The organism is Pseudomonas sp. LBUM1652 (genome assembly GCF_059716105.1).
Genome location: NZ_CP166804.1, coordinates 3,638,316 through 3,661,176 on the forward strand (window position 1 = coordinate 3,638,316; position 22,861 = coordinate 3,661,176).

Below are 22,861 nucleotides of genomic sequence, written 5' to 3' on the forward strand. Positions count from 1 at the left end.
CATAGTAACCATCAGCTTCGTTGATTATTTAGCCAGTCTATCCGGGTGCTTGAAGAAACCTATCGTGGTGCTTTGCACACACGTGTAGGAGCTGCCGAAGGCTGCGATCTTTTGATCTTGAAAGTCAAAAAATCGCAGCCTTCGGCAGCTCCTACAGGGAGTCGCGCGAGTCGGGCATTTCAGTGTTGAACTTTGTGATCCAGGGCGGCGTAGAAGTTAGCGCTCTGTTGCAGGTATTTCTGGGTGTAGCTCTGGGTGTGGGATTTTTTGCTGTTGATTTCGACGTTGGCACTGGCTGGCAGAACCACGGTAGCGGAGATGGCGGAAGCGGCAATCACGGAGAAGAGATTGAAGTTCATGGCGGTAACCCTCGTGTTCGGTTGGCTTGCTTGCCCGGTTGGGCTGTGGAGCAAACTTAACGCTCGAGGGTTGATCGCTTGAAATACTTTGTAGCACTAGCAGTTATCAGCGCGATTAATACAAAGAGGCAGGCCCCGTGAACCGGGGCCTGTGGCTTATTGTCGCACTAGAAACTTGAGGTCGCTCGGGGCGTCCATCGGCAGTTTCTGCACGGTTTTGCCGAGCAGACCAGTCTTGCCATCGCGTTCGACGACGACAATCTCGTTACTTTTCTGGTTGGCGATCAGCAAGAATTTACCGCTTGGATCGAGGCTGAATTCCCGTGGGTGATCACCTTCCACTGAACGTCGCTGCAGCTCTTTGAGCTGGCCGGTCGCCGGATCGATAGCGAACACCAGCACCTGATTGGCAGTGCCACGGTTGCTGACGTAGAGGAATTTGCCGTCGGCGGACGCGTGCAGCGCAGCCGCAGCCTTGTCTGAAGTCGGCTGGCCGGCCGCCAGATCGATCATTTGCGTCTGGGTCAGCACGCCGTCGTTGTAATCGAACACCGCAACCTGGGCGCTCATTTCCATGGTCAGCCAGGCGTGTTTACCGTCAGCGCTGAACAGCAGGTGACGCGGGCCGCTGCCTGCCGGCAAGGCCACTGCGGCCGTCATCGCCGGGGTCAGTGGCAGGTCCGGGTTGGCCTTCGGATCGAACAGATAGACGAAGACTTTGTCCGCGCCCAAATCATTGGAGAACACGTAACGGCCGTCCGGCGAAGAAACCGTCGAGTGCACATGGTTCGACGCCTGACGCTCGGGATTGATCCGGCTCGCCGGGTGGGCGCTCATCTGCACCACCGGTTTGAGTTTGCCGTCGGCGCCGACCGGCAACACCGCGAGGGTGCCGCCCGGATCTTCCATCACCGAATAGTTGCTGACGAACAGATGGCTGGCGTCACCGCTCAGGCTCGAATGAGTCGGCTCGTTGCCCAGGCTTTGCACCTGATTGATCAGGCTCAGGGCATGGGTTTTCGGATCGATCGCGTAACTGCTGACGCGACCGACCGGGTCGGTCTGGCCCGGGCCGTTTTCGTTGACCACGAACAGACGTTTCTGGTCTTTGGACAGGGTCAGCCACGACGGGTTTTCGCTTTTGACCACTTGCAGCGGCTTGGCGGCAATCTGGCCGGTGGCACTGTCGAAGTTCATTCGATAGATGCCTTGGCTGGTGTCGGCAGTGTAGGAGCCGACCAGCAATTGATAGCTTTCGGCAGATGCCGTGGAAAGGCCCATCGCGCCGACACTGCCGGCCATCAACAGTGGCCAGAATTTACGCATTGTCATCAGTTTCTTCCTCGTCGTTGCTGCCGCCAAAGGCTTCACTGCAGACCAGGCGGTGTTCGCCGGAATCGCCAACGATCAACCAGCTCTGCAGCGTCACATCAAACATCGCTGCGTCAACCTGAGCCGGCGTGAATACCCAATGCTTGGCCGCTCGGCCATCAATGCATTCGATGTGCAGATTGTCGTCTTCGTCGAGGGAGAATTCGAAGGCGTGCAGGCCATCGATTTCGACCATATCACAGTGTTCGAGGACGTCGAGAAGGGTTTGGGCAGTCATGGCAAACAGTCTTTCTAGGGGGGAAAGCGCCAATGATAGCTCAATGTGATCCAGAGGCCTTATGGGAACCCTTGTGGGAGCGAGCCTGCTCGCGAATGCGGTGTGTCAGGCCATGAAGGCTGACTGGGAAAATGCATTCGCGAGCAGGCTCGCTCCCACATGGATTATTGGCTGTCAGTTACAACGCGTCGCGCGACGGTTTGCCGTCGACCAGTCGCTGGATACGCAGCGGATTGGCGTTTTTCAGCGGCTCGGGCAGCAAGCTGTCGGGGTAATTCTGGAAGCACACCGGGCGCAGGAAGCGATCGATTGCCAAGGTTCCAACCGAAGTGCCGCGCGCATCGGACGTCGCTGGATATGGCCCGCCATGCACCATCGAATCACACACTTCTACACCGGTCGGATAACCGTTGAGCAGAATCCGCCCGACCTTTTGTTCCAGCAGTGGCGTCAGTTCCGCGAACTGCTCAAAGTCCGCCGGCTCGCCAATGATGGTCGCAGTGAGCTGGCCATGCAGCCCATTGAGCGCGGCGCTGAGCTGCGCCTGATCAGCGACCTCGACAATCACCGTGGTCGGGCCGAACACTTCTTCCTGCAGCACTTCGTCGCCATCGATCAACAGGCTGACATCAGCCCTGAACAACTGCGGCTGGGCCTGATTGCCCTGCTGTGGATGACCGGCCAACTGCTCGATGCCGGAATGCGCCAGGAGTTTCTGCAAGCCTTTGCCGTAACTGCCGAGGGTGCCGGCGTTGAGCATGGTTTGCGCCGGCTGATCGCCGATCAGCCCGGCGACCTGTTGCACGAACGCAGTGAATTGCGGCGAGCGGATACCTATGACCAGGCCCGGATTGGTACAGAACTGACCGCAGCCCTGCACCACTGATGCGGTGAGGTCACGAGCCACGGTTTCCGAACGCGCAGCCAACGCCTGGGGCAGGACGATCACCGGGTTGATGCTCGACATCTCGGCAAACACCGGAATCGGTTGCGGGCGAGCAGCGGCCATGTCGCACAACGCCCGACCGCCCTTGAGCGAGCCGGTGAAGCCCACCGCCTGAATCGCCGGATGCTTGACCAGCCACTCGCCGACGCCACCGCCGTAGACCATGTTGAACACGCCAGCCGGCATCGCGGTTTTTTCCGCCGCGCGAATCAGCGCATCGGCGACCAGTTCAGCCGTGGCCATGTGGCCACTGTGGGCCTTGAACACCACCGGGCAACCGGCCGCCAGTGCCGAAGCGGTATCGCCGCCTGCAGTGGAGAACGCCAACGGAAAGTTGCTCGCACCAAACACGGCAACCGGGCCGAGGCCGATGCGGTACTGACGCAGATCCGGACGCGGCAATGGCTGACGATCCGGCAGCGGCAGGTCGATGCGCGCGCCATAGAAATCGCCACGGCGCAGCACTTTGGCGAACAAACGCATCTGGCCGCTGGTGCGACCGCGCTCGCCCTGGATACGCCCAGCCGGCAACGCGGTTTCGCGGCAGACTACGGCGACGAAATCATCACCAAGCGCGTCCAGCTCATCGGCAATCGCATCAAGGAACTGCGCGCGACGTTCAGCGCTGAGGCTGCGATAAGCCGGGTACGCGGCAGCGGCGGCCTTGGCGGCGGCGTCGACTTCCTGCTCGGTGGCCTGAATGAAATCGTGGGGCAGTTGCTCCCCCGTCGAGGCGTCAACGCTGTGCAGTTTGACGTTGCCGGCAGCGCTGCGCTGACCGCCGATGTAGTTGTGACCGAGAATCTGAGTCATGGGATCTCCTTAAAGGGTGCCGATGCTGCCCGGTTCGAAAGCCGCTTCGACCGGAGCAATGCCGTTGACCAGTGGCGCGCCGAATTCGGCCTGACTGATTTCAAACACATCACCCGGCTGAGTGCGGATGCCATCGGCGAACGACAGCGTCGCGGTGCCGAAGAAATGAATGTGCACGTCGCCGGGACGCAAAAACTGGCTGTACTTGAAGTGGTGGTATTCGAGGTTCGCCAGGCTGTGGCACATGTTGGCCTCGCCGCTGAGGAACTCGTTCTGCCACAACACTTCACCGTTACGCAGGATGCGACTGGTGCCTGCAAGGTGTTGGGGTAGCTCACCGACGCGAAGTTCCGGGCCATAACTGCAACTGCGCAATTTCGAGTGGGCCAGGTACAGGTAATTCTTGCGTTCCATGACGTGGTCGGAGAACTCGTTGCCGACCGCGAAACCCAGGCGGTAAGGCTTGCCGTCGTGACCGATGATGTACAGGCCGGCCATCTCCGGCTCTTCGCCAGCGTCTTCGGCAAATGGCGGCAGCGGGAACGATTGGCCCGGACGCACGACGATGCTGCCGTCGCCCTTGTAGAACCATTCGGGCTGAACACCGGCCTGCCCTGTTGCTGGTTTACCGCCCTCCACGCCCCATTTGAAGATGCGCATGGTGTCGGTCATCGCCGCTTCGTCGCCGGCCTGCTGGTGCATTTTGTCCCGCGCCGAGGCGCTGCCCAGATGGGTCAGGCCAGTGCCGCTGACCAGCAGGTGCGCGGGGTCCGGGTGATCGAGCGGCGGCAGGATGCGCAGGTCTTTGAGCAATTGCGCATAGTCATGACTGTTGCCCAGGCCGAGGGTTTGTACTTGCTGCTCCAGAGTGCCGCCAGCTTCGATGGCGGCCAGCGCCAGATCGCGTGTGGTACGAGCGTCTTGCACTTCGCGCACCAGACCGTGCTCGACCACGCCGACGCGGCGTTCGCCGTTGCTTAATTCGAATTGAACCAGATGCATATTTTTCTCCTATTCATCAAAAACACCGCAGATCCCTTGTAGGAGTGAGCCATTCAAGTACGGGTCGCGCCGCGTGCACTGGCAGCGAACTGGTCGACCGGCAGCACGTGTTTGCGCTCAAGCACGCGGTAGACGATCCCTGTGAGAATCAAGCCGAACACCATCACGCCTGACAGGAAGTACAACCCCGAAGCCAGATTCCCGGTGTACTCCTTCAACGCCCCGATCACGAACGGTCCGATGTAGCCACCGAGATTGCCCACAGAATTGATCAACGCGATCCCCGCCGCGGCACTCGCGCCGGCAAAGAACCGCCCCGGCAAGGTCCAGAACACCGCCGTGCAGGAAAACAGCGCGAACGCCACCAGACACAGCGCTGCCAGTTGCGCCACCGGCAGCGACAGCCAGGCACTCAGGAACAGACCAATAGCGCCCAGCACATACAGCACCGCCAGATGGCCATAGCGATCGTTCAAGCGGTCGGAACTGCGCGGCACGATCAGCAAACCGATGATCCCGAAGATGTACGGCACCGACGACACGAAACCGGTCACCAGATCAGTGCCGCCAAACTGTTTGATCAAGGTCGGCAGCCACAGGCCCAGGCCATAAATGCTCAGGGTCACCGGCAGATAAAACAGCGCCAGCAGCAACACACGCTTGTCTTTGAGCGCATGCAACGGATTGCCATGGCGGGTCTGGCCGTATTCCTGAAGATCCTTTTTCAGTTCGCCGGTCAGCCAGTCCTTCTCGGCCTGATCCATCCATTTCACTTGTTGCGGGCCATCCGGCAGCCAACGCAGCACCGGCCAGGTCAGCAGGATCGCCGGGGTGCCGATGACGATGAACAGCCACTGCCAGCCGTGCAGGCCGAGGATGCCGTCCATGCCCAGCAAACCGCCGGACACCGGGCCAGTAATCATCATCGCGATGGGTTGGGAGAGGATAAACAGCCCGAGGATCTTGCCGCGATGGCGCACCGGGAACCATTGGGTGATGTAGTAGAGAACGCCGGGGAAGAAGCCCGCCTCCGCCGCGCCGAGCAGAAAGCGCATCACGTAGAAACTGTGCGGGCCCTGGACAAACGCCATGCCGATGGTGATGGCGCCCCAGGTGATCATGATCCGCGCGAACCAGCGCCGCGCGCCGAAGCGTTCGAGCATCAGGTTGCTGGGAATCTCGAGAAGAAAATAGCCGATGAAAAACAGCCCGGCGCCCAAGCCATAAGCCGCATCACCAATGCCGATGTCGGCGCCCATGTGCAGCTTGGCGAAGCCGACGGCGGAGCGATCCACATAGGCGATCAGGTACAGCAGGATCAGGAAGGGAATCAGTTTCAGTGTAATGCGACGAATAAGCCGCAACTCCTGGCTCATGGGATCGGTCTCCGATTGTTGTTTTTATAGAACCTCGGGGGACGCCTCTCGCGGAAAATCGCCAGGGCCATCCCTCCGTCGAAAACGACTATATAGTAATACTATTTACCCAACAACCACTTCCAAAACGGCAAATTTGCGCTTATGTTAGGTCTTAGCTCGAACACTATAGTCATACAATAAGAGAATCGATCATGTCTGAGAAGAAACCCACCCTGCGCTCGGCCCAATGGTTTGGCACTGCCGACAAGAACGGCTTCATGTACCGCAGCTGGATGAAGAATCAGGGCATCGCCGACCACCAGTTTCATGGCAAGCCGATCATCGGCATCTGCAATACCTGGTCGGAACTGACCCCGTGCAACGCGCATTTCCGCCAGATCGCGGAGCACGTCAAACGCGGGGTGATCGAGGCCGGTGGCTTCCCGGTGGAATTCCCGGTGTTCTCCAACGGCGAATCGAACCTGCGCCCGACCGCCATGCTCACCCGCAACCTGGCGAGCATGGACGTTGAGGAGGCGATTCGCGGCAACCCGATTGACGGCGTGGTGCTGCTGACCGGTTGCGATAAAACCACCCCGGCGCTGCTGATGGGCGCGGCCAGCTGCGACGTGCCGGCCATCGTCGTCACTGGCGGGCCGATGCTCAATGGCAAGCACAAGGGCAAGGACATCGGTTCAGGCACCGTGGTCTGGCAGCTCAGCGAGCAGGTCAAGGCCGGCACGATCACCATCGATGATTTCCTCGCGGCCGAGGGCGGCATGTCGCGCTCAGCAGGGACCTGCAACACCATGGGCACCGCGTCGACCATGGCGTGCATGGCGGAAGCACTGGGCACTTCCCTGCCCCATAACGCGGCTATTCCGGCGGTGGATGCGCGGCGATACGTGCTGGCGCACATGTCCGGCATGCGTGCGGTGGAGATGGTTCGTGAGGATTTGAAACTGTCGAAGATCCTGACCAAGGAAGCCTTTGAAAACGCCATTCGCGTCAACGCGGCCATCGGCGGTTCGACCAACGCGGTGATTCACTTGAAGGCCATTGCCGGACGCATCGGCGTCGAGCTCGATCTGGATGACTGGACGCGCATCGGTCGCGGCATGCCGACCATCGTCGACCTGCAACCGTCCGGACGTTTCCTGATGGAAGAGTTCTACTACGCCGGTGGATTGCCTGCCGTGCTGCGCCGCCTCGGTGAGGCCAATCTGATCCCCAATCCGAATGCACTGACGGTCAACGGCAAGTCCATCGGCGAGAACACCAAAGACGCACCGATCTACGGCGAAGACGAAGTGATCCGCACCCTCGACAATCCTATTCGCGCTGACGGCGGCATCTGTGTGTTACGCGGCAATCTGGCGCCGCTCGGTGCGGTGCTCAAACCGTCTGCTGCCACGCCCGAGCTGATGCAGCATCGCGGTCGTGCAGTGGTGTTCGAGAACTTCGACATGTACAAGGCGCGGATCAATGACCCGGAACTGGATGTCGATGCCAACTCGATTCTGGTGATGAAAAACTGCGGGCCGAAGGGTTATCCGGGCATGGCCGAAGTCGGCAACATGGGTTTGCCGGCCAAGCTGTTGGCTCAGGGCGTGACGGATATGGTGCGCATTTCCGATGCACGGATGAGCGGCACCGCTTACGGCACCGTGGTGTTGCACGTCGCGCCGGAAGCCGCTGCGGGTGGGCCTTTGGCGACGGTGAAGGAAGGCGACTGGATCGAACTCGATTGCGCCACTGGCCGGTTGCACCTGGATATTCCGGATGCCGAGCTGGCGGCGCGCATGGCTGACCTGCAACCGCCGCAGCAACTGTTGGTGGGTGGTTATCGTCAGTTGTACATCGATCATGTGTTGCAGGCGGATCAGGGCTGTGATTTCGACTTCCTGGTCGGCTGCCGTGGGGCTGAAGTACCGCGTCACTCCCACTGACAACACAATTCCCCTGTGGGAGCGAGCCTGCTCGCGAAGAGGGAGTGTCAGTCGACACCTATTTGACTGATATACCGCCTTCGCGAGCAGGCTCGCTCCCACATTTGATTTCTGTGTCTGCCTCAAGATTATCTGGTGCCTGCTATGATGCGCGGCATCTCCATCGCTCAGGATCGCGCCGCTCCCCATGGATTACCGCAAACCCTCCGACCGCAAAAGCATGCACTCGCGCATCGTCCAGGAACTGGGCATGCAGATCGTCTCCGGACGCTTCAAGCCCGACGACAAACTGCCCGCCGAAGCCTTGTTGTGCGAGGAATACGCGGTCAGCCGGCCGGTATTGCGCGAAGCCACACGGGTGTTGGTGGCCAAAGGGCTGGTGTACTCCAAGCCGCGGGTGGGCACGGTGGTCAAGGCGCGCCGCGAATGGCATATGCTCGACCCGGACGTGCTGCACTGGCTGATGCAAAGCAGCCCGCAGAATGAATTCTTCAATGTGCTGACCAGCGTGCGCAGCATCATCGAACCGGCCGCCGCCGCCCTCGCCGCTCAGCATGCGACTGATGCCGACATTGCCGCCATCGGTGAGGCTTACCAACGCATGGAAGCCGCGCCGACGCCGGAAGCCCTGCTGCAACCGGATCTGGACTTTCACAGCCGGATTGCCGATGCGACCCACAACGATCTGCTGGCGAATCTGTGCAACATGCTCTCGGTGGCGATTGCCGAGGCGTTGAAGCATTCGAATCAGCGACCGAATCTGCATGAGTTGGCGTTGCCACGGCACAAGGCGATTTTGACGGCTATTGAAAATCGGGATGCCCTCGGCGCCCGGCATGCGACGCTCGTGCAACTCGATGATGCCCGCAGTGCGTTGAGTGTCGTGCTTGGCACTGAACTTTCTTAGGGCAAAGTCAAAAGATCTTGACCCACAAAAAAGCCGCAACCCTTGGGTTGCGGCTTTGTCATTTCAGGCACTCAACTCAGTGAGCAAACAACGAATTCCCCTTCTGCCCCGCCAGTTTCTCCGGCTTGATCAGGAACTTCGCCAGTGCCGGCAGTAGCCACAGCGCACCGAACATGTTCCATAGCAGCATGAAGGTCAGCATCAGGCCCATGTCGGCCTGGAACTTGATCGCCGAGAAGATCCAGGTGCACACGCCGATGGCCAGGCACAGACCGGTGAACAGCACCGCTTTACCGGTGGACTTCAGGGTCTGGTAATAGGCGTCCTGCAAGGGCAGGCCGGCCCGCAGGAAACTTTCCAGACGGCTGTAGATGTAGATGCCGTAGTCCACGCCGATGCCTACGCCCAGCGCCACCACTGGCAAGGTCGCGACTTTGACGCCGATGCCCATGAACGCCATCAGCGCGTTGCCCAGTACCGAGGTCAGCACCAGCGGCAGGACGATGCACAAAGTCGCCGCCCACGAACGGAAGGTGATCATGCACATCACCGCCACGCAGATGTACACCAGGATCAGGATGGTCAGCTCAGCCTGTTTGATGACTTCGTTGGTGGCCGCTTCGATCCCGGCATTACCGGCAGCAAGGATGAATTCCAGACCGTCCTTGTTGTTGTCCTTGGCGAATTCCTGCACCGCCTGCACCGCACGATCAAGGGTTTCCGCCTTGTGATCGTTGAGGAACACCAGCACCGGGGCCAGCGAGCAGCTGTTGTTGTACAGACCGTCAGCGCGGGCAATCGAGTTGTTCAGCACGTCGGGGTTGCGTGACAGGGTTTCCCATTTCAGGTTGCCCTCGTTCATGCCCTTGATCATTTGCTTGGACACGGTCACCAGCGAGATCGCCGACTGCACGCCCTCGGTGTTCTGCATCTTCCACATCAGCTCATCGATGGGCGCCATGGCCTCAAAGCGCGAGCAACCTTCAGCCTTGGTCTTGACCATCACCACCAGTACGTCGGAACTGGTCGAGTAGTTGCTGATGATGAAGTTGTTGTCCTTGTTGTAGCGCGAGTCCGGACGCAACTCCGGCGCGCCCTGGTCGAGGTCGCCGATTTTCAGGTTCTGGCTGTACCAGAGGCCGCCGCCGAAGGCGATCAGCGCCAGAGCCACAGAGATGGGGGCAACTTTCGGGCTGGCAAAGTTCGACAGCAGGCGCCAGAACGGATGTTCGCGGTTTGCGTCCTTCTTGCTCTTGTCAATCGCCCGCTTGCTGATGCCGACATAGGAAATCGCTACCGGCAGCAGGATCAGGTTGGTGAACACAATCACCGCCACGCCAATGGACGCGCCGATGGCCAGTTCGCGGATCACGCCGATGTCGATGATCAGCAGCGTGATGAAACCCACCGCATCCGCCAGAATCGCGATCATCCCCGGCAGGAACAGTTGCCGGAACGTGCGCCGCGCGGCAGTCAGGGCGTTGTCCGCCTCACTGGATTGCAGGGCGATACCGTTGATCTTCTGCACGCCGTGGGAAATGCCGATGGCGAAGATCAGGAACGGCACCAGCATCGAATACGGATCGAGGCCAAAGCCGAAAAAGTGCATCAACCCCAGTTGCCAGACCACCGCCACCAGCGTCGTGCTCAACACCGCGATGGTGCTGCGCACGCAGTTGGTGAACCACAGCAGCAGAATCAGGGTGATGACGAAGGCGATGCCGAAGAACAACACCACCATCACCAGGCCGTCGATCAGGTCGCCGACTTTCTTGGCGAAACCGACGATGTGAATTTTGACGTTGGGGTTCTGCGCTTCGAACTTGTTGCGGATCTTGTCTTCGAGCTCATGGGAGAACTTGCGATAGTCCAGCGCCAGCAACTTGCCCTGGTCCTGCGGGTCGGGGTAGGACTCCAGCAGCGGGATGTCGACGATGCTCGACTTGAAGTCGTTGGCCACCAGACGCCCGACCTGACCGGACTTGAGCACATTGTTGCGCAGCAGATCGAGGCTGTCCTGCGAGCCGTTGTAGCTCTGCGGGATCACTTCGCCGCCGGCGAAACCCTCTTCGGTCACTTCGGTCCAGCGCACGCTCGGACTCCACAGTGACTTCAGACCGGAGCGGTCAACACCGGAGATGTAGAACACCTCGTCGTTGATCTGACGAAGGGTCTCCATGTACTCCTTGGAGAAGATGTCGCCATCGGTGGCTTCCACCGAAATACGCACGGTGTTGCCCAGGTTCGCCAGATCGTTGCGGTGCTCCATCATCTTCTCGATGAACGGATGCTGCAGCGGGATCATTTTTTCGAAACTGGTGGACGGCCGGATCAGCGTGGCCTGCCAGAACAGGAAAATGCTGACCACCAGACAGATCAGGATCACGGCCGGGCGGTTGTTGAAAATCAGACGTTCGAGGAGCGTCGCTTTTTCCTGCTGAGGAGTAATCAAGGAAGTCATAGCCCCGCCTTCTTATTGTTGATCTCGGCGCCGTTTGGCTGTGTGGTGTGGACGCCACCCTGCCCGGTCAGAATCAGGTTGCCGTCGCCGGCAGCAGTGACCGACGACAGGGAAATGCGATCCGGGCGGTTGAACACGCTGAAAGTTTCGCCGTTGTCGCTGCTGCTGATCACCGAGCCGCCGTTGCCGACGATGACGATGGAGCCGTCCTCAAGCAGCGTGGCACCGGACAAGCCGAACTCCAGCGAACCGCGTGCAGCCTTCAATTCAACCTGTTCCCAGGTGCTGCCGAAATCAGTGGAGCGGTAGAGGTTGCCGCGCAAGCCGTAGGCCAGCAGCGTCTGCGGTTGCGCAGTGCCGATCACGCCGAACAGCGAGCCTTCGTAAGGGCCTTCGAGTTTTTCCCAGGTCTGGCCCCAGTCGGCGGAGCGAAACATGCTGCCCGACTCGCCGACGATAAAAAGCCCAGCGTCTTTTACCGCCGCGATGGCGTTGAGGTGGAACTGGTCTTCGTTGTCGAGGCGGTCGCTGACGTCTTCCCAGTTCTTGCCGCCATCGGTCGTTTCCAGCAGTGCGCCGTAAGCACCCACGGCGAGGCCGCTGTTGACGTCCTTGAACCAGACGTCGAGCAGCGGCGATTCGCGTTTGAGGTCTTCGAATTGCTTGGTCCAGGTCAGACCGCCGTCCTCGCTGGCGAGAATCTGCGCGTCATGGCCGACCGCCCAGCCGTGTTTGTCATCGACGAAATAAACCGCCGTCAGCAACTGCCGGCTCGGCACCTTGGCCTGGGTCCAGGTCTTGCCCTGGTCATCGGAATAGAGAATGTGCCCGCGATCCCCGACCGCCACCAGCCGTGCTCCGGCGTGGACAACATCGAGAATCAGGCTTTTCGCCGCTTTGGCGGATGCGCTGGCATAGACCACGTCGGCCGGAGCCTCGGCGGCAATAACAGGTGCCGACAACGTGGCAAAGCCCAGCAGCGCGAGTGCTGTGGTCAGCAACGCGGTGTTGCGTAACGCCGGCGGGCGGCAACGACTCATAGACCTTCCCCTATTTATTATTGTTAGGCCATTGGCCTTCAAGGGCGCCGCAAGGGTGCTCCGCCAATCGCTGGTAAGAAGCATAGTCCTCAAACCCGCAATCCAGAGCCCCTTCGGAAGCTGGCTCATCCTATCGGGCTTTAGAAACGTCTGACAATCGGCGCCACGTTATCTTTTGTTAACCAAAAGCGGCCCCTTGTAACCAAGCAATTCCCCTGTGGGAGCGAGCCTGCTCGCGAAGGCGGCGTAACAGTCACCCTCTTTGTTGGCTGACCCACCGCTTTCGCGAGCAGGCTCGCTCCCACAGGGGCCGGAGGTGATCTTTGGATTTGCGGTGGCGGGTGAATGCATGGCCATTCGCCGGATGGATAAGGCAAAACTTGCGAGGGGGACTTGCGCGATTGGTATTATGGTATACCATCAGACGCACAGACACTCTTAATCCCCCAACGGAGCAGCTCATGAGTTTCGAAATTCGCAAGATCGTCAGCTATGTCGAAGAGACCTTTATCGAAGGCGGCAGAGCCACTGACAAGCCAGTGACCATGGTCGGCCTCGCTGTCGTGATGAAAAACCCTTGGGTGGGTAACGGCTTTGTCGAAGACCTGAAACCGCAGATCCGCGCCAACTGCTCCGACCTGGGCGCCATGATGGTCGAGCGTCTGGTCGGCATCATTGGCGGTGCCGAGAAGATCGAGGCTTACGGTAAAGCGGCAGTGGTCGGTGCTGACGGCGAAATCGAACACGCCTCCGCCGTGATCCACACCCTGCGCTTTGGCAACCATTACCGTGAAGCGGTCAAGGCCAAGAGCTACCTGAGCTTCACCAACAAGCGCGGCGGCCCGGGCACTTCGATTCAGATCCCGATGATGCACAAGGACGACGAAGGTCTGCGTTCGCACTACATCACTCTGGAAATGCAGATCGAAGACGCGCCGCGTGCCGACGAAATCGTCGTGGTGCTGGGTTGCGCCGACGGTGGCCGCCTGCACCCGCGCATCGGTAACCGCTACATCGATCTGGAAGAACTGGCCGCCGAAAAAGCCCAGTAATCACAATAAAAAGGCATTGCAGGAGCGCTCCATGATTCGGCTCACCGCTGAACTCACCCCGGCGGGCACCAGTTACCTGGCGACCGGCCAAGGCCAGCCCGTGGTTTTGATCCACGGCGTGGGCCTGAATAAAGAAATGTGGGGCGGCCAGATCGTTGGCCTGTCGACCCAGTACCGGGTGATCGCCTACGACATGCTCGGCCACGGCGCCAGCCCGCGACCGGCCAGTGGCACCAACCTGCTCGGTTACGCCGATCAGTTGCTGGAGTTGCTCGATCACCTGAACCTGCCCGAGGCAGCGGTGATCGGTTTCTCCATGGGCGGCCTGGTGGCGCGGGCATTTGCCCTGCATTACCCGCAGCGCCTGCAAAGCCTGGTGGTACTCAACAGCGTGTTCAACCGCAGTGAAGAACAGCGTGCCGGGGTCATCGCGCGCACCGCGCAGGCTGCCGAACACGGCCCGGATGCCAATGCCGAAGCGGCGCTGTCACGCTGGTTCAGCCGCGAATATCAGGCGGCCAATCCGGCGCAGATCGCCGCGATCCGCCAGACACTCGCCGGCAATGATCCGCAGGGCTACTTGACCACTTACGAATTGTTCGCCACTCAAGACATGTACCGCGTCGATGATCTGGGCAGTATTCAGGCGCCGACGCTGATCGCCACGGGTGAACTCGACCCCGGTTCGACCCCCGAAATGGCCGAGCAACTGGCCCGGCGCATCCCAGGCGCGAAGGTTGCCGTGCTGCCCGAGCAACGGCATATGATGCCAGTAGAGTCCCCGCGACTGGTCAACCAGACGTTGCTGGAATTTCTCGAATTCGCACACTCCCGACAAAACCATATAAAGGGGATCGTTGCATGACACTCGCACGCTTCCAGATGTGCATCGGCGGAGAATGGGTCGATGCCCTCTCCGGCAAGACTTTCGAAAGCCTCAACCCGGCCACCGCCCAAGCCTGGGCCGAACTGCCCGATGCCGATGAGGCCGATGTCGAACGCGCCGTTCAAGTCGCCCAACAGGCCTTCGACAGCCCCGCGTGGCGTGGCCTGACCGCCACCGCGCGCGGCAAACTGCTACGCCGCCTCGGAGACTTGATTGCTGAAAACAAAGAGCATCTGGCGCAGCTGGAAAGCCGCGACAACGGCAAGCTGATCCGCGAAACCCGCGGTCAGGTCAGCTATCTGCCGGAGTTCTTCCACTACACCGCCGGTTTGGCCGACAAGCTCGAAGGCGGCACCCTGCCGCTGGATAAGCCCGACCTGTTCGCCTACACCGTGCACGAAGCCATGGGTGTGGTTGCCGCGATCATTCCGTGGAACAGCCCGCTTTACCTGACCGCCATTAAACTGGCCCCGGCCCTCGCCGCCGGCAACACGATTGTGATCAAGCCGTCCGAGCACGCTTCAGCGACCATTCTGGAGCTGGCGCGTCTAGCCCTTGAAGCCGGGATTCCGCCGGGCGTGGTCAACGTTGTCACCGGGTACGGCCCGAGCACCGGCGCCGCCCTCACCCGCCATCCGCTGATCCGCAAGATCGCCTTCACCGGCGGTGCGGCCACCGCGCGGCATGTGGTGCGCAGCAGCGCCGAGAACTTCGCCAAGTTGTCGCTGGAACTGGGCGGCAAGTCGCCGAACATCATCTTCGCCGACGCCGATCTGGACAGCGCGATCAACGGTGCAATAGCCGGGATCTACGCCGCCTCCGGACAGAGCTGCGTGTCGGGTTCGCGGCTGTTGGTGCAGGACGAAATCTACGACGAATTCGTCAGCCGACTGGTGGAACGCGCCCAGCGCATCCGCATCGGCAACCCGCAGGAAGACAACAGCGAAATGGGCCCGATGGCCACCGCGCAGCAATTGGCCGTGGTTGAAGGTCTGGTTGCCGATGCCATCGCCGAAGGTGCGCGTTTGCGCACGGGCGGCAAGCGTCCTGCAAATCTCGGCGAGGGCTGGTTTTACGAGCCGACGTTGTTCGAGTGCGACCGCAACTCGATGAAAATCATGCAGGAAGAAGTCTTTGGCCCGGTGGCATCCGTCATCCGTTTCAAGGACGAAGCCGAAGCGCTGGCCATCGCCAACGACTCGCAGTTCGGCCTCGCCGCTGGCATCTGGACCCGTGATCTGGGCCGTGCCCATCGCCTGGCCAGGGATGTGCGTTCGGGGATTATCTGGGTCAACACTTACCGCGCGGTGTCGGCGATGGCACCGATCGGCGGCTTCAAGAACAGTGGCTATGGACGCGAAAGCGGCATCGATTCGGTGCTGGCCTACACCGAACTGAAAACGGTGTGGATCAATCTTTCTCAGGCGCCAATGCCTGATCCGTTTGTGATGCGCTAGGAGTCCTGCGAAATGATCGAACCCGGCATTTACAAAGACGTCATGAGCTCGTTCCCGTCCGGCGTCACGGTGGTCACCACCCTTGACCCTGCGGGCGGCATCGTCGGCATCACCGCCAGCGCGTTCAGCGCGTTGTCGATTGATCCGGCGCTGGTGCTGTTCTGCCCCAACTACGCCTCCGACACCTACCCGGTGCTGCGCGACAGCAAGCGTTTCGCGATTCATTTGCTGTCCGCCGAGCAGACCGCTGAAGCCTACGCCTTCGCCGGTAAAGGCAAGGACAAAGCCAAAGGCATCGAATGGCACTTGAGCGAACTCGGCAACCCGATCCTGGCCAAGGCCACGGCGATCATCGAGTGCGAATTGTGGCGCGAATACGATGGTGGCGATCACGCGATCATCGTCGGCGCGGTGAAGAACCTTATCCTGCCGGCGCAACCGGTGACGCCGATGATTTATCACAAGGGCAAGTTGGGCGCCCTGCCGACATTGGCCTGATTGCCACACAGATTCCTTGTGGGAGCGAGCCTGCTCGCGAAAGCGGTCGTTCGTTCAGCATTTGCATCGACTGACACAACGCCTTCGCGAGCAGGCTCGCTCCCACAGGGAACATCTGTGAACAGGAGGAATGATGAATAACGAAAAGTACGAAAAAGGCCTGAAGATTCGCACCCAGGTGCTCGGCGAAGCCTACGTGCAACGTTCAATCGACAACGCCGATGACTTCACCCGCCCCCTGCAGGAAATGGTCACCGAATACTGTTGGGGCCACGTCTGGGGTCGCGAGGGCTTGTCGCTCAAGGAGCGGAGCATGATCAACCTGGCGATGATCTCGGCGCTCAACCGCCCGCACGAACTCAAGCTGCATGTGCGTGGCGCCTTGCGTAACGGCCTGAGTCGTGAGCAAATACGCGAAATTCTGCTTCAGGTCGGCATTTATTGCGGCGTCCCGGCAGCCGTGGACAGTTTCCGGCTCGCCCGTGAAGCCTTCGCCGAAGCCGACGCCGAGGCCTCCAGTTAACCCCTCGGCTGTTTTGATGCCCGTCTGGCATGGACAGCCACAGTAAAGAGCGGACCCCATGAAACGCCAGCCACTCGACGACAGCTTCAAGGTCAATCGCAACCCCGTTACCCTGCGCGAAATCGTGCTGGATAAACTGCGTAGCGCGATCATGAATTTCCAGCTCATGCCAGGGGATCGTCTGGTCGAACGCGATCTGTGTGATCGCCTGGGCGTCAGCCGCACCTCGGTTCGCGAAGCCTTGCGTCACCTGGAATCCGAAGGTCTGGTCGAGTTCGCCGATGCCAAAGGTCCACGGGTGGCGATCATCACTCTCGCCGATGCCGTCGATATCTACGAATTGCGTTGCGTGCTCGAAGGCCTGATCGTTCAGCTGTTCACCCTGCGCGCCAAAGCCAAGGACATCAAAGCCCTGGAAAAAGCCCTCGATGAGAACCGCAAGGCCCTCAAGGACGGCGAGTTGCAACAGGTGATCGACTCGGTACAAGGCTTCTACGACGTCCTGCTCGAAGGTTCGGGCAACCATGTCGCGGCCACTCAGTTGCGTCAGTTGCAAGCACGCATCAGTTATCTGCGTGCGACCTCGGTGTCCCAGCAAAACCGTCGCGGCGCAAGCAATCAGGAAATGGAAAAAATGGTCGCGGCGATCAAGAGCGGCGATGCGCTGGCGGCGCATCAGGCGTGCGTCGATCACGTGCGTGCCGCCGCTGCTGTCGCCCTCGACTACCTCAAGCGCAAACAGGAAGAAACAGGCGACGTGCCTGCGATCACCCTGCCCATCGCGCTGAAAGAACCCCGTATAGGTCACTGACATGTCCAGCCCGAGCTATTGCCCGAAATGCGGTGGCCCTGACCTCGGTCAGCAGGTGCCGCCGGGCGATACGCACGAGCGCCTGATGTGCCGCGGCTGCGGCTACATTCACTACGTCAATCCGAAGATCATCGCCGGCTGCATCATCGAGCAGGACGGCAAATACCTCTTGTGCCAACGGGCGATTCCACCGCGTCCGGGCACCTGGACGCTGCCAGCCGGCTTCATGGAAAGCGGCGAGACCACCGAAGAGGCGGCCTTGCGTGAAGTCTGGGAAGAAAGCGGCGTGCGTGCGGAAATCGTCTCGCCCTATTCGATCTTCAGCGTGCCGAAGATCAGCGAGGTGTACATCATCTTCCGCGCCATCGCCCTGGAGATTACCGGCCAATACGGCCCGGAAACCCTCGACTACAAATTCTTCGCCCCCGAAGACATCCCGTGGGAGCAGATCTACTACCCGGCGATCCGGCAGATCCTCGAACGCTATATCGAGGAACGCCAGGCCGGGGTGTATGGGATCTACATGGGCAATGATGACAGCGGCAAGATCCACTTCATCCGCTGATTACGGCGCCATGCCTTCGACAATGATGATTTCCGCCCTCGCCCATTCCTCGCGATAACGCTTCGCCTCTTGATACGCCGCCGAGCGGTAGCAGGCGACCGCTTGCTCGTAGCTATCGAACTCGATCACCACGCTGCGCTGTGGCGTCTTGCGCCCTTCCATCGCTTCGCTGCGCCCGCCTCTGGCCAGAAACCGCCCGCCAAACTCAGCGAACGCCTTGGGCGCGCGCTGGGTGTATTGGCTGTATTGGTCGGGATCGGTGATGTCTACGTGAGCAATCCAGTACGCCTTCATAGTGACCTCTTTGTTGATTTTGTATTATGGTATACCAATATATTTCCAACGAACCCTGAGAGTCCAGCATGGCCTTCAACAGCATCGAAGAAATCATCGAAGATTATCGCCTCGGCAAAATGGTTCTGCTGGTCGATGACGAAGACCGGGAAAACGAAGGCGACCTGTTACTCGCCGCTGATTGTTGCACGCCCGAGGCGATCAGCTTCATGGCGCGTGAGGCACGCGGGCTGATTTGCCTTACGTTGACAGACGAACACTGCCAGCGTTTGGGTCTTGAGCAAATGGTGCCGAGCAATGGCAGCGTTTTCAGCACCGCGTTCACTGTGTCGATTGAAGCGGCAGTTGGCGTCACCACCGGGATTTCCGCCGCCGATCGTGCCTGCACGGTCGCCGCCGCCGTGGCCAAAGACGCCCGCGCCGAAGATCTGGTGCAACCCGGGCATATCTTTCCGCTTCGCGCCAAGGAAGGTGGCGTGTTGACCCGCGCCGGTCACACCGAGGCCGGTTGCGATCTGGCCAGGCTGGCCGGTTTCACCCCGGCGTCGGTCATCGTCGAAGTGATGAACGACGACGGCACCATGGCCCGTCGCCCTGATCTGGAAGTCTTCGCGCGCAAGCACGGGATCAAGATCGGCACCATCGCCGACCTGATCCACTATCGCCTGAGTACCGAACACACCATCGAACGTATTGGCGAACGGGAGCTGCCGACGGTGCATGGCACTTTCCGTTTGATCACTTTCGAAGACCGTATCGAAGGTGGGGTTCACATGGCGATGGTCATGGGCGATCTACGCCGTGAGCATCCAACGCTGGTGCGCGTGCATGTGATCGATCCGCTGCGAGATCTGGTCGGCGCCGAGTACAGCGGGCCGACAAACTGGACGCTGTGGGCGGCGTTGCAACGAGTCGCGGCCGAGGGCCATGGAGTTGTCGTGGTGCTGGCCAATCATGAATCGTCGCAGGCGTTGCTGGAGCGGGTACCGCAACTGACGCAGCCGCCACGGCAGTTCAGTCGGTCGCAGTCACGGATTTATTCGGAGGTGGGGACCGGAGCGCAGATTCTGCAGAACTTGGGAGTTGGCAAACTGCGGCACCTTGGGCCGCCCCTCAAGTACGCCGGCCTGACCGGGTATGACCTGGAAGTGGTCGAGAGTATCCCCTACACCGAATAACCCACAGTTATCGATGAGCCCCTGTGGTGAGGGGATTTATCCCCGTTGGGCTGCGAAACGGCCCCAAATCCTGCCAACGCGATCCTTCAGGAATAGCGCGTTTTCCGCTTTCAGGGCTGCTCCGCAGCCCAACGGGGATAAATCCCCTCGCCACAATTTCATCCACTGCACATTTTCGGTGCCCCCCAAAAAACTACTTCGCCAGATAACCGGTAAGGCAAAGTGCTTGCACAAAGTTTGGAATACCATAATATGATATTCCATAGACCGGACACTCCCACGAACGTCCATCTACTGCTCCCGACAGGCGGGCAACAACGCAAGGCCCGCTCAAAAACACAACAATGAGGGCGTGAAAATGGTGTTGAACAAAGCTGCAACCGCAATCTTTTTTGCGGGACTGCTCAGCGTGACCGGCCAGGCTGCAATGGCCGCCGAAAGCGTGAATTTCGTCAGCTGGGGCGGAAGCACCCAGGATGCGCAGAAACAGGCCTGGGCTGATCCGTTCAGCAAGGCCAGCGGCATTACCGTCGTGCAGGATGGCCCGACCGACTACGGCAAACTCAAGGCGATGGTCGAAAGCGGCAACGTGCAATGGGACGTGGTCGATGTCGAAGCCGATTTCGCCCTGCGCGCTGCTGCTGAAGGCCTGCTCGAACCCCTCGATTTCAAAGTCATCCAGCGCGACAGAATCGACCCGCGCTTTGTCAGCGATCACGGCGTCGGCTCGTTCTTCTTCTCCTTCGTCCTCGGCTACAACGAGGGCAAACTCGGCGCCAACAAGCCGCAGGACTGGAGCGCCCTGTTCGACACCAAGACCTACCCCGGCAAACGCGCCCTCTATAAATGGCCAAGCCCCGGCGTGCTCGAACTGGCCCTGCTGGCCGATGGCGTAGCGGCCGACAAGCTCTACCCGCTGGATCTGGATCGCGCCTTCAAAAAACTCGACACCATCAAGAAAGACATCGTCTGGTGGGGCGGCGGCGCGCAGTCGCAGCAACTGCTGGCATCCGGTGAAGCGAGCATGGGCCAGTTCTGGAACGGCCGCATTCACGCCCTGCAAGAAGATGGCGCGCCGGTGGGCGTGAGCTGGAAACAGAACCTGGTCATGGCCGACATTCTGGTGATTCCAAAGGGCTCGAAAAACAAAGACGCGGCGATGAAGTTCCTGGCCAACGCCAGCAGTGCCAAAGGCCAGGCCGACTTCTCCAACCTGACCGCTTACGCCCCGGTCAACCTCGACAGCGTGGAGCGTCTGGATTCGACGCTGGCTCCCAACCTGCCGACTGCTTACGCCAAGGATCAGATCACTCTTGATTTCGCGTACTGGGCCAAAAACGGCCCTACCATCGCGACACGGTGGAACGAATGGCTGGTCAAATGAAAATGGCGGCCACCGCGCCCCGTCCATCCACTGCCACCGGGAGCGCCGCAAGCGCTGCCGGTTCGGCCGAAGGAAAACAGGCGATCGCGATGTCGCAAACCCCGTCCCTGAGACAACGCTGGCGCGGCGCCGGCAACCTCGCTCCGGCGCTGCTGTTCCTCGGCCTGTTCTTTCTCGCGCCGTTGATTGGCCTGCTGTTGCGCGGCGTGCTGGAGCCGACACCAGGCCTTGGCAACTATGAACAACTGTTCGCCAACTCGGCCTATGCCCGGGTGCTGCTCAACACCTTTTCGGTGGCCGGGCTGGTGACGATTTTCAGCCTGTTGCTGGGCTTTCCGCTGGCCTGGGCGATCACGCTGGTGCCGCGCGGCTGGGGTCGCTGGATTCTCAACATCGTGCTGTTGTCGATGTGGACCAGCCTGCTCGCCCGCACCTATTCGTGGCTGGTGTTGCTGCAAGCCTCGGGCGTGATCAACAAGGCTTTGATGGCGATGGGCATCATCGATCAGCCGCTGGAAATGGTGCATAACCTGACCGGCGTGGTGATCGGCATGAGCTACATCATGATCCCGTTCATCGTCCTGCCGTTGCAGGCGACCATGCAGGCCATCGACCCGATGATCCTGCAGGCCGGCTCGATCTGCGGCGCCAGCCCATGGACCAACTTCTTCCGGGTGTTCCTGCCGCTGTGCCGGCCGGGTCTGGCGTCCGGCGGGTTGATGGTGTTCGTGATGTCGCTCGGTTACTACGTCACCCCGGCGCTGCTCGGCGGGGCGCAGAACATGATGCTGCCGGAGTTCATCATTCAGCAGGTGCAATCGTTCCTCAATTGGGGTCTGGCCAGTGCTGGCGCCGCGTTGCTGATCGCGATCACTTTGGTGCTGTTCTACTTCTACCTGAAGCTTCAGCCGGAATCCCCGGTTGGCGCCAGTAACGCGAGGTAAGCCGACATGCTCCTGACTCCCAATGCCATGAGCCGGCGGATGCGCTTCGGCTTGTATGCAACCACCGGGTTGATCGGTTTGTTCCTGCTGTTGCCGATCGTGTTTATCGTCTTGCTGTCGTTCGGTTCATCCCAGTGGCTGGTGTTCCCGCCGCCTGGCTGGACGCTGAAATGGTACGGCCAGTTCTTCTCCAACCCCGACTGGATGAACGCCGCAGCGGCCAGCCTTAAAGTCGCCGTGTTGACCACGATTTGCGCTGTGGCCCTCGGTTTGCCGACCGCATTTGCGCTGGTTCGCGGGCGTTTTCCCGGCCGGGAAATGCTCTACGGCCTGTTCACCCTGCCGATGATCGTGCCGCTGGTGATCATCGCCGTGGCGGTGTACGCGCTGTTCCTCAAGCTCGGTTACACCGGGACGATGTTCGCCTTCGTCGTCAGCCATGTGATCGTCGCGCTGCCGTTCACCATCATCTCGATCATCAACTCGCTGAAGCTGTTCGATCAGTCGATTGAAGACGCGGCGGTGATCTGCGGTGCGTCACGCCTGCAAGCAGTGTTCAAGGTGACGTTCCCGGCGATTCGTCCGGGCATGGTTGCCGGCGCGCTCTTCGCCTTCCTCGTTTCGTGGGACGAAGTGGTGCTCAGCGTGATGATGGCCAGCCCGACCCTGCAAACCCTTCCCGTGAAAATGTGGACCACCTTGCGCCAGGATCTGACTCCGGTGATCGCCGTCGCTTCGACGCTGCTGATCGGCCTGTCGGTCTTGGTCATGGTGATCGCCGCCGCCCTGCGCCGGCGCAACGAAATCAGCGCCTGAGCGCCCAGG

General features: G+C 60.4%; 22 protein-coding genes. 13 read left to right on the forward strand and 9 right to left on the reverse strand.

Annotated elements, in window-relative coordinates; translation table 11 throughout:
• Positions 1–179: 179 nt before the first annotated feature.
• The 6 genes from ACA069_RS16325 to ACA069_RS16350 all read right to left on the reverse strand — a co-directional run bounded on the left by ACA069_RS16325 (position 180) and on the right by ACA069_RS16350 (position 6,105).
• Positions 180–359: a hypothetical protein gene (locus ACA069_RS16325; RefSeq protein WP_435036303.1), complete on the reverse strand. Its 180-nt coding sequence runs from the start codon at positions 357–359 to the stop codon at positions 180–182.
• Positions 360–515: 156 nt separating this feature from the next.
• Entirely contained in the window at positions 516–1,691 is a 1,176-nt protein-coding gene (locus ACA069_RS16330) for a lactonase family protein (RefSeq protein WP_401267062.1), read from the reverse strand.
• Entirely contained in the window at positions 1,678–1,968 is a 291-nt protein-coding gene (locus tag ACA069_RS16335) for a DUF5629 family protein (RefSeq protein WP_187678618.1), read from the reverse strand. Before ACA069_RS16335 ends, ACA069_RS16330 begins: the two co-directional genes overlap by 14 nt.
• A gap of 178 nt (positions 1,969–2,146) precedes the next feature.
• Positions 2,147–3,727 carry an aldehyde dehydrogenase (NADP(+)) gene (locus tag ACA069_RS16340; RefSeq protein WP_497614347.1) on the reverse strand — a complete coding sequence of 527 codons (1,581 nt, stop codon included), beginning with the start codon at positions 3,725–3,727 and terminating at the stop codon, positions 2,147–2,149.
• A gap of 9 nt (positions 3,728–3,736) precedes the next feature.
• Positions 3,737–4,729 carry an AraD1 family protein gene (araD1, locus tag ACA069_RS16345; RefSeq protein ID WP_497614349.1) on the reverse strand — a complete coding sequence of 331 codons (993 nt, stop codon included), beginning with the start codon at positions 4,727–4,729 and terminating at the stop codon, positions 3,737–3,739.
• Positions 4,730–4,782: 53 nt separating this feature from the next.
• Positions 4,783–6,105 carry an MFS transporter gene (locus ACA069_RS16350; protein WP_497614351.1) on the reverse strand — a complete coding sequence of 441 codons (1,323 nt, stop codon included), beginning with the start codon at positions 6,103–6,105 and terminating at the stop codon, positions 4,783–4,785.
• A gap of 194 nt (positions 6,106–6,299) precedes the next feature.
• Here ACA069_RS16350 and ACA069_RS16355 point away from each other — a divergent pair, with 194 nt between their 5' ends.
• Together ACA069_RS16355 and ACA069_RS16360 are read left to right on the forward strand one after the other, a co-directional pair.
• Positions 6,300–8,036, forward strand: a complete 1,737-nt coding sequence (locus ACA069_RS16355; protein ID WP_187678622.1) for an IlvD/Edd family dehydratase — start codon at positions 6,300–6,302, stop codon at positions 8,034–8,036.
• A gap of 187 nt (positions 8,037–8,223) precedes the next feature.
• A complete protein-coding gene (locus tag ACA069_RS16360) occupies positions 8,224–8,943 on the forward strand; it encodes a FadR/GntR family transcriptional regulator (RefSeq protein WP_016984384.1) in 720 nt (239 codons plus the stop codon).
• 76 nt (positions 8,944–9,019) lie between these two features.
• On the opposite strand, the gene ACA069_RS16365 is transcribed toward ACA069_RS16360, so the two are convergent.
• Both ACA069_RS16365 and ACA069_RS16370 read right to left on the reverse strand, forming a co-directional pair.
• Positions 9,020–11,404 carry an efflux RND transporter permease subunit gene (locus ACA069_RS16365; RefSeq protein WP_497614353.1) on the reverse strand — a complete coding sequence of 795 codons (2,385 nt, stop codon included), beginning with the start codon at positions 11,402–11,404 and terminating at the stop codon, positions 9,020–9,022.
• A complete protein-coding gene (locus tag ACA069_RS16370; protein ID WP_401267044.1) occupies positions 11,401–12,444 on the reverse strand; it encodes a WD40/YVTN/BNR-like repeat-containing protein in 1,044 nt (347 codons plus the stop codon). The genes ACA069_RS16365 and ACA069_RS16370 overlap by 4 nt, the downstream gene beginning before the upstream one ends.
• 461 nt (positions 12,445–12,905) lie before the next feature.
• On the opposite strand from ACA069_RS16370, the gene ACA069_RS16375 reads away from it, so the two are divergent.
• The 7 genes from ACA069_RS16375 to ACA069_RS16405 all read left to right on the forward strand — a co-directional run bounded on the left by ACA069_RS16375 (position 12,906) and on the right by ACA069_RS16405 (position 18,236).
• Positions 12,906–13,496, forward strand: a complete 591-nt coding sequence (locus ACA069_RS16375; protein ID WP_401267042.1) for an amino acid synthesis family protein — start codon at positions 12,906–12,908, stop codon at positions 13,494–13,496.
• A gap of 31 nt (positions 13,497–13,527) precedes the next feature.
• The gene (locus tag ACA069_RS16380; RefSeq protein WP_401267039.1) at positions 13,528–14,361 is read left to right on the forward strand and encodes an alpha/beta fold hydrolase; all 834 of its coding nucleotides are present in this window, start codon (positions 13,528–13,530) and stop codon (positions 14,359–14,361) included.
• Positions 14,358–15,839: an aldehyde dehydrogenase gene (locus tag ACA069_RS16385; RefSeq protein ID WP_187678626.1), complete on the forward strand. Its 1,482-nt coding sequence runs from the start codon at positions 14,358–14,360 to the stop codon at positions 15,837–15,839. The genes ACA069_RS16380 and ACA069_RS16385 overlap by 4 nt, the downstream gene beginning before the upstream one ends.
• Before the next feature lie 12 nt (positions 15,840–15,851).
• Positions 15,852–16,337: a flavin reductase family protein gene (locus tag ACA069_RS16390; RefSeq protein WP_221734027.1), complete on the forward strand. Its 486-nt coding sequence runs from the start codon at positions 15,852–15,854 to the stop codon at positions 16,335–16,337.
• Positions 16,338–16,470: 133 nt separating this feature from the next.
• Positions 16,471–16,860 carry a carboxymuconolactone decarboxylase family protein gene (locus tag ACA069_RS16395; RefSeq protein WP_095125671.1) on the forward strand — a complete coding sequence of 130 codons (390 nt, stop codon included), beginning with the start codon at positions 16,471–16,473 and terminating at the stop codon, positions 16,858–16,860.
• A gap of 58 nt (positions 16,861–16,918) precedes the next feature.
• Positions 16,919–17,671 (forward strand): GntR family transcriptional regulator, encoded by a 753-nt coding sequence (locus ACA069_RS16400; RefSeq protein WP_187678628.1) that lies wholly within the window; start codon positions 16,919–16,921, stop codon positions 17,669–17,671.
• Position 17,672: 1 nt separating this feature from the next.
• Positions 17,673–18,236: an NUDIX hydrolase gene (locus ACA069_RS16405; RefSeq protein ID WP_187678629.1), complete on the forward strand. Its 564-nt coding sequence runs from the start codon at positions 17,673–17,675 to the stop codon at positions 18,234–18,236.
• On the opposite strand, the gene ACA069_RS16410 is transcribed toward ACA069_RS16405, so the two are convergent.
• Entirely contained in the window at positions 18,237–18,530 is a 294-nt protein-coding gene (locus tag ACA069_RS16410) for a DUF1330 domain-containing protein (protein WP_187678630.1), read from the reverse strand. It lies immediately after the preceding gene.
• Positions 18,531–18,598: 68 nt separating this feature from the next.
• Between ACA069_RS16410 and ribBA the strand changes: the two genes are divergently transcribed.
• From ribBA to ACA069_RS16430, 4 genes are all read left to right on the forward strand, one after another.
• Positions 18,599–19,708 carry a bifunctional 3,4-dihydroxy-2-butanone-4-phosphate synthase/GTP cyclohydrolase II gene (gene ribBA / locus ACA069_RS16415; RefSeq protein WP_401267025.1) on the forward strand — a complete coding sequence of 370 codons (1,110 nt, stop codon included), beginning with the start codon at positions 18,599–18,601 and terminating at the stop codon, positions 19,706–19,708.
• A 358-nt stretch (positions 19,709–20,066) separates the two neighbouring features.
• On the forward strand, positions 20,067–21,092 hold the full coding sequence (locus tag ACA069_RS16420) for an ABC transporter substrate-binding protein (protein WP_401267023.1): 1,026 nt from the start codon (positions 20,067–20,069) through the stop codon (positions 21,090–21,092).
• On the forward strand, positions 21,089–22,036 hold the full coding sequence (locus ACA069_RS16425) for an ABC transporter permease (RefSeq protein ID WP_489881337.1): 948 nt from the start codon (positions 21,089–21,091) through the stop codon (positions 22,034–22,036). Before ACA069_RS16420 ends, ACA069_RS16425 begins: the two co-directional genes overlap by 4 nt.
• Positions 22,037–22,042: 6 nt before the next feature.
• Complete coding sequence (locus ACA069_RS16430) at positions 22,043–22,852, forward strand: ABC transporter permease (RefSeq protein ID WP_007918021.1); 810 nt, start codon at positions 22,043–22,045, stop codon at positions 22,850–22,852.
• Positions 22,853–22,861: the final 9 nt, after the last annotated feature.

Coding starts and splice junctions, on each gene's coding strand:
- ACA069_RS16355 (WP_187678622.1), top strand. CDS start 6,300: ATGTCTGAGAAGAAACCCACCCTGCGCTCGGCCCAATGGTTTGGCACT.
- ACA069_RS16425 (WP_489881337.1), top strand. CDS start 21,089: ATGAAAATGGCGGCCACCGCGCCCCGTCCATCCACTGCCACCGGGAGC.
- ribBA (WP_401267025.1), top strand. CDS start 18,599: ATGGCCTTCAACAGCATCGAAGAAATCATCGAAGATTATCGCCTCGGC.
- ACA069_RS16405 (WP_187678629.1), top strand. CDS start 17,673: ATGTCCAGCCCGAGCTATTGCCCGAAATGCGGTGGCCCTGACCTCGGT.
- ACA069_RS16410 (WP_187678630.1), bottom strand. CDS start 18,530: ATGAAGGCGTACTGGATTGCTCACGTAGACATCACCGATCCCGACCAA.
- ACA069_RS16390 (WP_221734027.1), top strand. CDS start 15,852: ATGATCGAACCCGGCATTTACAAAGACGTCATGAGCTCGTTCCCGTCC.
- ACA069_RS16370 (WP_401267044.1), bottom strand. CDS start 12,444: ATGAGTCGTTGCCGCCCGCCGGCGTTACGCAACACCGCGTTGCTGACC.
- ACA069_RS16325 (WP_435036303.1), bottom strand. CDS start 359: ATGAACTTCAATCTCTTCTCCGTGATTGCCGCTTCCGCCATCTCCGCT.
- araD1 (WP_497614349.1), bottom strand. CDS start 4,729: ATGCATCTGGTTCAATTCGAATTAAGCAACGGCGAACGCCGCGTCGGC.
- ACA069_RS16365 (WP_497614353.1), bottom strand. CDS start 11,404: ATGACTTCCTTGATTACTCCTCAGCAGGAAAAAGCGACGCTCCTCGAA.
- ACA069_RS16340 (WP_497614347.1), bottom strand. CDS start 3,727: ATGACTCAGATTCTCGGTCACAACTACATCGGCGGTCAGCGCAGCGCT.
- ACA069_RS16375 (WP_401267042.1), top strand. CDS start 12,906: ATGAGTTTCGAAATTCGCAAGATCGTCAGCTATGTCGAAGAGACCTTT.
- ACA069_RS16430 (WP_007918021.1), top strand. CDS start 22,043: ATGCTCCTGACTCCCAATGCCATGAGCCGGCGGATGCGCTTCGGCTTG.
- ACA069_RS16330 (WP_401267062.1), bottom strand. CDS start 1,691: ATGACAATGCGTAAATTCTGGCCACTGTTGATGGCCGGCAGTGTCGGC.
- ACA069_RS16350 (WP_497614351.1), bottom strand. CDS start 6,105: ATGAGCCAGGAGTTGCGGCTTATTCGTCGCATTACACTGAAACTGATT.
- ACA069_RS16380 (WP_401267039.1), top strand. CDS start 13,528: ATGATTCGGCTCACCGCTGAACTCACCCCGGCGGGCACCAGTTACCTG.
- ACA069_RS16360 (WP_016984384.1), top strand. CDS start 8,224: ATGGATTACCGCAAACCCTCCGACCGCAAAAGCATGCACTCGCGCATC.
- ACA069_RS16385 (WP_187678626.1), top strand. CDS start 14,358: ATGACACTCGCACGCTTCCAGATGTGCATCGGCGGAGAATGGGTCGAT.
- ACA069_RS16335 (WP_187678618.1), bottom strand. CDS start 1,968: ATGACTGCCCAAACCCTTCTCGACGTCCTCGAACACTGTGATATGGTC.
- ACA069_RS16395 (WP_095125671.1), top strand. CDS start 16,471: ATGAATAACGAAAAGTACGAAAAAGGCCTGAAGATTCGCACCCAGGTG.
- ACA069_RS16400 (WP_187678628.1), top strand. CDS start 16,919: ATGAAACGCCAGCCACTCGACGACAGCTTCAAGGTCAATCGCAACCCC.
- ACA069_RS16420 (WP_401267023.1), top strand. CDS start 20,067: ATGGTGTTGAACAAAGCTGCAACCGCAATCTTTTTTGCGGGACTGCTC.